The 11,161-nt window shown below is 40.4% G+C and carries 11 protein-coding genes; 5 read left to right on the top strand and 6 right to left on the bottom strand.

Features of this window, described 5'->3' with window-relative positions; all coding sequences use genetic code 11:
• Nucleotides 1-52: 52 nt before the first annotated feature.
• Together ribF and murJ are read right to left on the bottom strand one after the other, a co-directional pair.
• Complete coding sequence (ribF, locus tag R8G33_09455; GenBank protein MDW3095884.1) at nucleotides 53-982, bottom strand: bifunctional riboflavin kinase/FAD synthetase; 930 nt, start codon at nucleotides 980-982, stop codon at nucleotides 53-55.
• Nucleotides 983-993: 11 nt separating this feature from the next.
• A complete protein-coding gene (gene murJ, locus R8G33_09450) occupies nucleotides 994-2,550 on the bottom strand; it encodes a murein biosynthesis integral membrane protein MurJ (protein ID MDW3095883.1) in 1,557 nt (518 codons plus the stop codon).
• 244 nt (nucleotides 2,551-2,794) lie between these two features.
• Between murJ and rpsT the strand changes: the two genes are divergently transcribed.
• A complete protein-coding gene (gene rpsT, locus R8G33_09445; GenBank protein ID MDW3095882.1) occupies nucleotides 2,795-3,055 on the top strand; it encodes a 30S ribosomal protein S20 in 261 nt (86 codons plus the stop codon).
• 30 nt (nucleotides 3,056-3,085) lie between these two features.
• On the opposite strand, the gene proB is transcribed toward rpsT, so the two are convergent.
• From proB to rplU, 4 genes are all read right to left on the bottom strand, one after another.
• Complete coding sequence (gene proB, locus R8G33_09440) at nucleotides 3,086-4,213, bottom strand: glutamate 5-kinase (GenBank protein MDW3095881.1); 1,128 nt, start codon at nucleotides 4,211-4,213, stop codon at nucleotides 3,086-3,088.
• A complete protein-coding gene (gene cgtA, locus R8G33_09435) occupies nucleotides 4,203-5,231 on the bottom strand; it encodes an Obg family GTPase CgtA (protein MDW3095880.1) in 1,029 nt (342 codons plus the stop codon). The genes proB and cgtA overlap by 11 nt, the downstream gene beginning before the upstream one ends.
• A 93-nt stretch (nucleotides 5,232-5,324) precedes the next feature.
• Nucleotides 5,325-5,582, bottom strand: a complete 258-nt coding sequence (rpmA, locus tag R8G33_09430) for a 50S ribosomal protein L27 (GenBank protein MDW3095879.1) — start codon at nucleotides 5,580-5,582, stop codon at nucleotides 5,325-5,327.
• A 17-nt stretch (nucleotides 5,583-5,599) separates the two neighbouring features.
• A complete protein-coding gene (gene rplU, locus R8G33_09425; protein ID MDW3095878.1) occupies nucleotides 5,600-5,911 on the bottom strand; it encodes a 50S ribosomal protein L21 in 312 nt (103 codons plus the stop codon).
• A 223-nt stretch (nucleotides 5,912-6,134) separates the two neighbouring features.
• Between rplU and ispB the strand changes: the two genes are divergently transcribed.
• The 4 genes from ispB to R8G33_09405 all read left to right on the top strand — a co-directional run bounded on the left by ispB (nucleotide 6,135) and on the right by R8G33_09405 (nucleotide 11,150).
• Complete coding sequence (gene ispB / locus R8G33_09420; GenBank protein MDW3095877.1) at nucleotides 6,135-7,103, top strand: octaprenyl diphosphate synthase; 969 nt, start codon at nucleotides 6,135-6,137, stop codon at nucleotides 7,101-7,103.
• Nucleotides 7,104-7,142: 39 nt separating this feature from the next.
• A complete protein-coding gene (cysS, locus tag R8G33_09415; protein ID MDW3095876.1) occupies nucleotides 7,143-8,519 on the top strand; it encodes a cysteine--tRNA ligase in 1,377 nt (458 codons plus the stop codon).
• A gap of 124 nt (nucleotides 8,520-8,643) precedes the next feature.
• Nucleotides 8,644-10,341, top strand: a complete 1,698-nt coding sequence (locus tag R8G33_09410; GenBank protein MDW3095875.1) for an AAA family ATPase — start codon at nucleotides 8,644-8,646, stop codon at nucleotides 10,339-10,341.
• A gap of 5 nt (nucleotides 10,342-10,346) precedes the next feature.
• Entirely contained in the window at nucleotides 10,347-11,150 is an 804-nt protein-coding gene (locus R8G33_09405) for a general secretion pathway protein GspB (GenBank protein ID MDW3095874.1), read from the top strand.
• The last annotated feature ends 11 nt before the right edge of the window (nucleotides 11,151-11,161 follow it).

The raw sequence follows: 11,161 nt of genomic DNA, 5'->3' as shown, positions 1-11,161 counted from the left end.
AACTAGTATTTGGCAAATTTAGAGTGTGTTTGTAATCCTGGCTCACTGAGTGTTACGTCCTTTGACTAAAATATTGTTGTGCTTTTGTAACATCAATGCTTATTTGATGTTTCAGTGCTTCAAGTGATGGAAATTTTATTTCATCTCTTAACTTTGTATGAAATTCCACATCCAATCTTTTGCCATATAAATCCTGTTGGCAATTAAATAAATGAACTTCTAACTGCTGTCGTTGACCATTAACAGTAGGCCTGCTTCCAACATTGGCAACGCCTTGCCATTGGTTATTATTATGACTGGCGCTGACGGTGAATACACCTTTAATGGGCGAAACTAAACGACCAATTAAAATGTTTGCAGTTGGGAAGCCAAAAGTTCGGGCTCTTTTATCGCCATGAAAAACACGACCTGACATTTTGAATGGACGGCTTAACAAAGAAGCAACTTCATCAAACTTGCCTTGTGATAATTTTTCTCGAATCAGAGTGCTGCTGACACGCTCGTGGCGGTGCAAGACTGGGTTTATAACATGGACATGAAATCCAAGTTTATCACCCATATTGCATAGCAAATCAATATTACCGCACCCGTGATGACCAAATTTAAAATCATCGCCAACGACTAAGGTTTTAATATTTAATGAATCGTGCAAGATCTTCTTTACAAAGTCCACCGCTGGCATGGTTGCTAGTAACTGATTGAAATGTAGACACGCAAAATAGTCACATCCAAAGTCGCGAACTAATTCTATTTTTTTGCGGATAGGATAAATACGAGCGGGTCCTTGGGGGCCACAGAAGAACTCTTTTGGGGTCGGCTCAAAGCTGATTAATACTGACTTTGCTTTTTGCTGTACAGATTTAGTTATGACGAAATTAATGATTTCCTGATGACCTAAGTGAAATCCATCAAAATTACCAATCGTAGCCACAGTAGGTTGATTGATTCTATTAAACTTTGTGCTGCCGCGAAGTAGGATCATATGAATTGAGCCTAATTCGATTGCAGACGAAATTGACTAGGACGCAAGCCAAGGACTAGTAATAGACTTGTGTAAATGGTGATACCAATAATAATCAAACCCATGAGTGAGCCAAGTCTGGTAAGGCTATTCCAGCTAGCCCATACATCCGCATCTGGATTGATCCACCATAAACTAAGTAACATTACGATAGAGCTGATAATTATTTTTAGGCTCATAGTTAATCTTTGCCTGCTAGCGTTTAGTACCTTGGCTCTTCTAAGTAAGATATATAGCAAACTAGCATTTACATAAGCAGAAAATGAAGTGACTAAAGAAAGGCCAGCGTGCGCGCCAGGTAATTTTATGTCAGGCAATAACCATATAAATAATAGACTGAGCGATATGTTAATGAATATCACTAATACACCAATTTTTACTGGTGTTTTTGTGTCTTGGCGCGAATAAAAGCCTGGCGCTAATACTTTAATAAATATGTATGCAGGTAACCCAAGTGAGGATGCCATTAAACTAAGAGTAACCATTTGAGTGTCAAACAAACTGAATTCTCTATATTGCACTAGAGTGAATAGTATTGGCCCTGATAATACTGCAAGACCTAACATAGCAGGAATAGAAATGAGTAAAGACACTTTTAATGCCCATTGCATGGTTTGATCAAATTCCTGATGTTGCTTGGATACATATTGTTTTGACAACATAGGAAGAATAACAGTCGCGGTAGCAATTCCAAACAGAGCGATCGGTAGCTCAACAAAACGATCAGACATATACAACCAACTAATACTTCCAGCAATAAGATATGAAGCGATAATAGTGTTGATTAGTAAATTGATCTGTACGATAGAACTCCCAAACATGGCTGGTAGCATTAACTTTAGGATTCTATCAACACCTTGTTTGGCTCCTGATAGCTTCGGCACGGGTAATGAATGGGCCTTTAGTAGGTAAGGGATCTGGAATAATAATTGTGCAATACCTGCAATGAACACTCCCCAAGCAAGAGCTGTCACAGGGTTTTCCATTTTTGGGGATAACCATATTGCTGCACCAATCAGTGATAGATTGAGTAAAACCGGGGTTAGTGCGGGCACCGCAAATTTTTGTCGAATATTTAGAATACTGCCAGATAAGGCAGTCAGCGAAATAAACAAAAGGTAGGGGAAGGTGATTTTGAGCATATCACTGGCCAACAATTGTTGTGCCGGATCATCAAAACCTGGTGCAAAAATGTGTATAAGCCAGGGTGAGGCGAGAACCCCTAGTGTAGTGATAATCAGTAAAATGATCGATAACAAGCCAGTAACATGATCGATTAAGCGTCTAAAATCATTTTCGCTATCATGTAGATGTGCCGTCATTACTGGTACAAATGCTTGGGAGAAAGCCCCCTCTGCAAAAAGCCGGCGTAAAAAATTTGGGATGCGAAAAGCCACAAAAAATGCGTCTGTGCCAGCGTTAGCTCCAAAAACAATAAATATAATGGCATCGCGAGCATAGCCAAATATGCGCGAGACAAATGTAGCGCCACCAACAGTTAAGGTGGATTTAACAGGTTTTTTGCTCACTTAGAGATAATTTGCAGATAGTTGATTGATTTGTAAAGAAAAACTCTAACCTATTAGAGTTGTATTTGCATCACCAGCAAAACGGTGGCCGTTTATACGTGGTGGTCATACAACAAATTACAGAATAATCCTGTTTTGATATCAATTGATAGCGCTTTATATGGGTATTCTGTTGACATTTTATGGTGAAAAACGCATAGTTCGACGCCCAAAAACACAAAGCTTAGATTTAAAAGGACAGATTTTGGCAAATATAGCTTCAGCTCGTAAAAGAGCACGTACCGCAGAGAAATCTAGACAACGCAATGTTGCAATGAGATCAAAACTTCGCACATTTATTAAGAGTGTTGTGAAAGCTATCGACGCGGGTAATAAAGAAGAAGCTCAGCAGCTCTACACTGCTTCAGTTCCTGTGATTGACTCATCTGCACGTAAAGGTATTATTCATACCAACAAAGCAGCGAGACATAAGCAACGTTTAAATTCGCGCATCCGCGCAATGTAATATCTTTTTTGCTGGTCATGTAAGCACAGCTTAAAGGACCGCTAAATTATCCCGGTTAATTAATTCTGGTTCGTCAATATAACCCAATGTTGACTCAATATCGGACGTCGATTTACCTAAAATCTTATTAGTTTCATCAGAATTGTAGTTAATTAAACCACGGGCAATTTCATTACCCTGCTCATCATTACATGCGACTAAGTCGCCACGCTTAAATACACCCTGAACAGACTTTACCCCTATAGGTAGCAGACTAGCACCGCCAGACCTAATTACATTGCTCGCTCCAGCATCAAGCTGTATTTTGCCTACTACTTGCAATTGATTAGCTATCCATTGTTTGCGTGCAGTTAATGGTTCTATAGTTGGCATAATCGTGGTTCCAGTATATTTACCACTAGCCACAGCAAGTAGAGCATTGGACTGTTTCCCAGAAGTGATAATCGTCGAAGTTCCTGAGCGTTCAGCTCTTCTGGCCGCTGAAACTTTAGTCAACATACCTCCTTGACCTAATGCATGATGGGAAGGGCCAGCAACAATATCTAAAACTCTATCATTAGTAGCGCAGGATTCGATCAATTTTGCATCTTTAAATTCATTTGGATTTTTATCAAATATACCAGCCTGATCAGTAAGAATAATTAATTGATCAGCACTAATGAGATTGGCGACTAATGCCGCCAGGTTATCATTATCACCAAAACGAATTTCATCAGTCGCGACTGTATCGTTTTCATTAACGACAGGTATTACGCCCAATTCTAGTAATGTCGTTAGAGTGGAACGGGCGTTAATATATCGCTGTCGATCACGTAAATCTTCATGGGTAAGTAGCACTTGTGCACTGTGTAAATCATGGTGTTGTAGAAACTGCTCGTATGCTTGAACTAATCCCATTTGACCAATGGCGGCTGCGGCCTGCAGTTCATGTAAAGTGCGCGGGCGTTGCTTCCATCCCAATCGTGCCATGCCTTCTGCTACAGCTCCGGAAGATACTAAAATCAGCTCGTAACCTTGATTGCGTAGCTCAGCAAATTCTTTCATCCATGCTTTGATGAAGGATAAATTTAGACCTTGGCCGTCATCTGTGATGAGAGAACTACCTATTTTTACTACCCAACGCTTGGATTGCTGAGTACTTATATTGTCACTGTTCATGTTCACTTTCTTGTTCTATTAAATAACCAAGAATATCTTTACATAATTGATCCAAGCCTACCCTAGTAACGGTAGAAATGGCATATACGGGGCCATTCCAGCTAATTTCATCACATACATGCTTCATGGTGTCTTGTAACTCTTCTTCCGTCAGTAGATCGATTTTATTAAATACTAACCAACGGTCTTTATTTGAAACGGCGTCACTATATTCTTGTAACTCTTTTTCTATTGTAATGAATTGAGAGATTGGATCTTCACCTTTGCCACGTTCAGATAAATCGATCATATGCGCGAGTACACGACAACGCGATAAGTGCTTTAAAAATTGAATACCTAAGCCATGGCCTTCAGCAGCACCTTCAATGAGACCGGGTAAATCAGCCATGACAAAGCTTTGCAGCGGACCCACTCGTACAACTCCTAAGTTAGGATGCAGAGTGGTAAATGGGTAATCTGCAATTTTAGGTCGTGCATCAGATACTGCGGTGATTAATGATGACTTGCCAACACTTGGTAATCCAAGAAGACCTACATCAGCCAGTAGTTTTAACTCTAGACGTAATTCACGAATATCACCTTCGCTACCGTTAGTTGTTTTGCGAGGCGCACGATTGGTAGAGCTTTTAAAGCGTTGATTGCCTAAGCCATGAAAACCGCCTTTTGCAACTAATAATGTTTGGCCATCGATGGTTAAGTCACCAATACATTCATCAGTATTATTGTCATACACCTCTGTGCCGACAGGCACATCAATATATAGGTCCTCACCTGATCGACCTGTACAGTTGCTACCACCACCATGTGCTCCGCGTTGGGCTTTAAAGCTTCTTGTGTAGCGGAAATCAGCAAGGGTGTTGATGCCTTCTTTAGTACGCAGATAAACACAGCCGCCATCACCACCATCACCGCCATCAGGTCCTCCTTTGGCAACAAATCGCTCACGACGAAAACTTAGGCAGCCATTTCCGCCGTTTCCTCCGTATACTGTGATAGTTGCTTCGTCGACGAACTTCATATGATTGGCCTGTCTTTGTTACTTCTGGTGATTACGCTGGGCAAAAAAAAACCCCGAATTTCGGGGCTTTTCAAATTGAAAGTAAATTGTCTTTTATGCGCTTACTACGCTGACATACTTCCTATTCTTAGGTCCCTTAACTTCAAATTTCACTACACCCGGTGTCTTAGCAAAAATTGTGTAATCTTTACCTAAACCGACATTTTGTCCTGGGTGAAACTTAGTTCCGCGTTGACGCAAGATGATATTTCCAGGGACTACCTCTTGACCACCAAAACATTTAACTCCAAGTCGTTTCGATTCCGAATCACGACCGTTTCTGGTACTACCACCTGCTTTCTTATGTGCCATTGCGATTAATTCCGTTTTTACTTGCTAATTTCTTTGATAACTAATTCTGTGTAGGATTGTCTGTGCCCCATTTGCTTGCGATGGTGCTTACGACGCTTGAATTTGATGATCTCAACTTTGTCGGCACGACCATGAGCACGCACTTCAGCACTAACTTTTCCACCTGCGATATAAGGAGCACCAATATTTACGTCATCACCAGAACCCATCATAAGGACTTGGTCAAAGTCGACGCTACCGCCTTCTTCTACATCTAATTTTTCGACGCGAAGGACATCACCTTGCTCGACTCGATATTGTTTTCCGCCTGTGGCGATAACTGCATACATAATATTATTGTTCGTGTATCTTTGTGAAAAAGAGCGCGGCATTCTAACGACTATGGTCTGGCAGGTCAATCGCCTTGCCTACTAGTCTATGACCGTTCATTATTATGATTATAGACTAAATATACACTCAGTGATGCAAGGAAGGTATCGCTCTATGCGCATATTTAATAATATGTACAGCGCTTCATAGCGAGCCATATCTAGCGAAACCTCATAAATTCAGATGCAACTCAATGAAATACAGGCACTTGTTGCCAAAGACATGGATGGCGTTAACGCCAGTATTAGAGCCCAGCTACATTCAGATGTAGTGCTTATAGAGCAAATGGGTGAATACATCGTCAATAGTGGGGGTAAAAGGCTGCGTCCAGTCATAGCGGTATTGGCGGCTAGAGCTTGTGGCTATGATGGGGATAAACATTATCTGACCGCCGCCATTATTGAGTTTATCCATACTGCTACATTGCTCCATGATGATGTGGTTGATTCCTCTGAATTACGCCGCGGTAAAGAAACCGCAAATTCTATTTGGGGAAATGAAGCCAGCGTGTTGGTGGGGGACTTTATTTTCTCACGCGCTTTCGAAATGATGGTCCAAGTAGGTGATATGCGTGTCATGGATATTCTCTCAACAACATCTAATACCATTGCCGAAGGTGAAGTATTGCAATTAATGAATTGCAATGAACCTGAGACAACAGAAGAACAATATATGCAGGTTATTAAATGTAAGACGGCAAGATTATTTGGGGCTGCAGCTCAAATCGGTGCTTTGCTGGCTGGTAGATCTCTACAAGAAGAACAATCATTGGAAGATTACGGTAACCATTTAGGGACTGCATTCCAGTTAATAGATGATGTATTAGATTATCGAGCTGATAGTGCGACCATGGGTAAAAATGTAGGAGATGATTTAGCAGAGGGCAAGCCTACGTTGCCAATTATTCATGCATTAAAAAATGCATCAGAGGAGCATGCGAAGCAGCTTGCTAAAATTATTCAGAATGGTGATCGTAATAGTTTGGGCTTTGTCATGAGTGTCATTAGACAAACTAAAGCGTTGGAATATACCGAGGATGTTGCATTGAAGGAAGCTGAAAAAGCAAAGCAAGCATTGAATTGGCTGCCAAATACTGAATATAAAAATGCATTAAATAGCTTGGCAGAATTTTCTGTTTCTAGGCTGTATTAATTGCGGGCAGGTTTAATTTTCTAAACACATTTTGAAGATATGGCAATCAAACTTTACAACACACTGTCTAAACAAAAGCAGGTATTCGAACCACTAAATCCTGACTGTGTAACTATGTATGTATGTGGGCCTACTGTATACAGCTATGCACATATCGGTAATGCGCGCCCTGCAGTTGTGTTCGATGTGTTAGTTAAGTTACTCCGCAAGCAATATAAAAAAGTAATTTATGCTAGAAACTTAACGGATGTTGACGACAAGATTAATGCCGCAGCAAATGAGCAAGGTGTAGAAATAGATGTTGTTACCAATAAATTTACCAATATCTACCATCAAGATATGGGCTCGCTTGGCGTTGATATGCCTGATATTGAGCCACGTGCAACAGATCACATCGGTCAAATTATCTCTATGATTGAAGGCTTAATAAATAAAGGTTTTGCATACGAAGCAGAACAACACGTAATGTTTAATGTGCCTGCATATAAAGCTTACGGTGAACTTTCAGGGCGTAATCGCGAGGACATGATTGCAGGCGCTCGTGTTGAGGTTGCGCCATACAAAAAAGATCCTGCAGATTTTGTATTATGGAAACCTTCAACACCAGACCAACCCTCTTGGCAAAGTCCTTGGGGCGCTGGCCGACCAGGTTGGCATATTGAGTGTTCAGCGATGATTGAAAAGCATCTGGGTAATACCATTGATATTCACGGTGGCGGACAAGATTTAATTTTCCCACATCATGAAAATGAAATTGCCCAAAGTACATGTGCACACGACCATCAAGTATTTTGTCGCTACTGGATTCATAATGGTTTTGTTAATGTTAATTACGAAAAGATGTCTAAGTCTATTGGCAATGTATTGCTGGTCCATGATCTTTTAAAGAATGCTCCTGGTGAGGCGGTACGTTACGCATTGCTTAGTACACATTATAGAAGTCCGCTTGATTGGACAGATGAGTTGCTAACTTCATCAAAGAAATGTTTAGATCGTCTTTATGGTGCGCTGGAAGAGTTGGCTAGTATTGAGGCAACAACACCGGCAAAGGAATTAACAGACAAATTTTATAATGCTGTTAAAGAAGATTTAAATACACCGTTAGCATTTAGTGAATTACATGCATTGGCGAAGCTTGCTAACAATGCTAGCGACGACCAGCAACGCGCTGAACTAAAAGGTGCGATGCTTGAATGTGGCCAGTTGCTTGGTTTATTACAGCAACAGCCAAGCGCATGGTTTGGTGTCGGCAGTAGTGATCTTGATGAGGTGATGATAGACGGTCTAATTACACAGCGTAATCAAGCGCGCAGCGAAAAAGACTTTGCTAGTGCTGACCGCATACGTGACCAGCTAGCTGAGATGGGAATTGAGATACTTGATCGGCCTGAAGGGACGAGTTGGCGTAAAATATAGATTGGTCTGTGACAATTTAGTCCATTTGCATGAAATCAATCATAATTTATTGGGTCTATGTAAGTTTTACAGCTTGCGTTTGTTGCAAGTAGAATAGCCACATAATTAGGCCATATCACACCTTATGTATTTAGAGTATTTCGGATTAACTGAAAAGCCTTTTCAGATCACGCCTGACCCGCGTTTTCTATACTTGAGTAGACGCCATCGGGATGGGTTTGCGCATTTACTCTATGGTGCAGATGAAGCGGGTGGTTTCGTACTACTTACAGGAGAAGTGGGTACCGGTAAAACGACCTTATGCCGCAGTGCATTAGAAAGTATTACTGATAATGTGCGTATCGCATTGATTCTCAACCCTAAACAGTCTCCGGTTGAGCTTGTGGCATCCATTTGCGATGAGCTACAGGTGAGTTATCCAAAAAATGTCTCAAGTATTAAAGCGTTGATTGATCGCTTAAATTTATACTTATTAAAAGCATATGGTCAGGGACAACGTATTGTTGTAGTAATAGACGAAGCGCAAAACTTAACTTCAGAGGTCTTGGAGCAAGTCCGCTTGTTGACTAACCTTGAAGTATCAACTCAAAAACTATTACAAATAATTTTAATTGGTCAGCCAGAATTGCAGACCATGCTTGATATGCCAGAGTTAAGACAACTATCCCAGCGCATTACAGCACGATTTCACTTAACACCACTTACAAGAGAAGAAACGGGCGAGTACATTACACATCGATTAAAAATTGCAGGTGTCACAAGGGAGGTGTTTACCAAATCAGCCGTAAGTGAAATTTACAAGTTGTCGCGCGGCATTCCAAGGTTGGTGAATACTTTATGCGAGCGTGCATTAATTGGTGCTTATGGCGCAAATCTGCCATTAATTAAAAAAGACATTGTAAGTAATGCCGCAACAGAGGTGTTGGGGAAATCAACATCTCATAGAAAATTGTCTTTGAGTTGGCCGGTAATAGGTGGGGTTTCAGTTGCATTATTAGCAATTGCAATTGGCCTATGGAGTTTAATATTGCCAGATAAGCCACCTCTTAATAATGCGCAAGCTAATGTTGAAGCAGAAATAATAGATAAAAAATTATCTAGTCCAGTTGCCGAGGTTGCTCCAGTAGCAACAGCAATAGTTGAGCCCGAACCAGTTATGCGCAAACAGGATTTTCCTGTGCAGTCTAAGTTTGCAAGTCTATTGCTAAGCCAATCAGGTAATGCAGATACTTTTTCAGCGTTCACAAATTTATTTGCACTGTGGCAGAGAGATTATTCTGCATACACAGGTGATACAGCATGTACGCGCGCAATAAAAGCAGGCATGCGTTGTATATTTGGACGAGGAGTGATTGCGGATATTATTCAATATAACCGCCCCGCAGTATTAGAATTGAAGAATGCAAATCAAAAAATAATATTTGTCTTGTTGTATAAGGCTAATGGGAATAATCTTAGTATTAAAATTAATGACAAAGAAGTTGATGTTAGAGCAGAAGAATTACAGCAAACATGGTCGGGCAATTACATTGTTTTATGGAAGCCACCATTCCCAGATAATGAATCTTTGGCAGAAGGTTTTGTAGGACCTGATGTTTTATGGTTGCGTCATCAGCTAGATGGTATAGAGGGTAAGCAACAAGCTGAATATTCTGCCGATAACTTGAAATTCAATTCAGAATTGGCTGAGCGTGTTACACAATTTCAAGCTAGTAGAGGGCTTAAAGCAGATGGTATTGTTGGCCGAGAAACGTTTATTGAATTAATTAATGTTAGCGGCACTAGCGTTGTTCCTAAGTTAAAGCCAACAAATAAAGGGTAACGATAATGTCAATGATATTAGATGCGTTGTCCCGAGCTGAAAAAGAACGTCAGTCAGAAAACGCTGTTGGTATAGATACGGCTCGATATGCCACTAGTTCTACTATAAAAGAAGATCGATTTAAAAAGTGGGTACTTATAGCCTTGGCTGCAAATTTTGCGCTAATCATTTTTTTGTCTATAGGGTATATCTGGAAAACTTATCTGCATAAAGAGCCGTCGAAAATTAGTTTACAAAATAAAGAAGAAGCTTCTGAGCCTGTCGTTAATAATCAAGAGGAATTAGTGGTAGTCATTGATGAACCAAGCCAACTGTTAGCGCCTCAATCAATAGAGCTTTCTAATGATGCTAACAAAACGCTGCCAGCATCTTCATTGCTTGATGAGGCAAAAGTAACGAAAAGTGAAGTTGTAAAAAAATCAAGCAAAAAAACAATTAAAAAGATTGTTAAGAAGACACCGCCAGTTCAATATTCAAGTAAACCGTTATCAGCACCTATAGAATTAAGCAAACCAACAGTAGCTTCTGTCACTGCTGCGGTAGAGAAGCAAAATACAACAACCTCTAACACTGACTATGTAAAATTAACGGATATCCCAGTTAGTCAACGAGCTCAATTAAGTCAATATGAAGTCAATGTGCATGTATACGATGACAGTGGCAAATCAAGCTTTGTGCTAATTAATATGGTTAAGTATAGACAAGGAGATAAATTACCTGGTGGCCAGTCGTATATATCAGCCATTGTGCCTGAGGGTGTTGTCGTAAATTATGGTAGCGGAAAAGTATTATTAGAACGTAACCAATAAAAAACAATCAT

The organism is Gammaproteobacteria bacterium, from assembly GCA_033344735.1.
In the GTDB taxonomy this organism is placed as follows: domain Bacteria; phylum Pseudomonadota; class Gammaproteobacteria; order UBA4575; family UBA4575; genus UBA1858.
This window is presented reverse-complemented; position numbering and strand designations above follow the sequence as displayed.

Coding starts and splice junctions, on each gene's coding strand:
- ribF (MDW3095884.1), bottom strand. CDS start 982: ATGATCCTACTTCGCGGCAGCACAAAGTTTAATAGAATCAATCAACCT.
- proB (MDW3095881.1), bottom strand. CDS start 4,213: ATGAACAGTGACAATATAAGTACTCAGCAATCCAAGCGTTGGGTAGTA.
- cgtA (MDW3095880.1), bottom strand. CDS start 5,231: ATGAAGTTCGTCGACGAAGCAACTATCACAGTATACGGAGGAAACGGC.
- rpmA (MDW3095879.1), bottom strand. CDS start 5,582: ATGGCACATAAGAAAGCAGGTGGTAGTACCAGAAACGGTCGTGATTCG.
- rplU (MDW3095878.1), bottom strand. CDS start 5,911: ATGTATGCAGTTATCGCCACAGGCGGAAAACAATATCGAGTCGAGCAA.
- ispB (MDW3095877.1), top strand. CDS start 6,135: ATGCAACTCAATGAAATACAGGCACTTGTTGCCAAAGACATGGATGGC.
- cysS (MDW3095876.1), top strand. CDS start 7,143: ATGGCAATCAAACTTTACAACACACTGTCTAAACAAAAGCAGGTATTC.
- R8G33_09410 (MDW3095875.1), top strand. CDS start 8,644: ATGTATTTAGAGTATTTCGGATTAACTGAAAAGCCTTTTCAGATCACG.
- R8G33_09405 (MDW3095874.1), top strand. CDS start 10,347: ATGTCAATGATATTAGATGCGTTGTCCCGAGCTGAAAAAGAACGTCAG.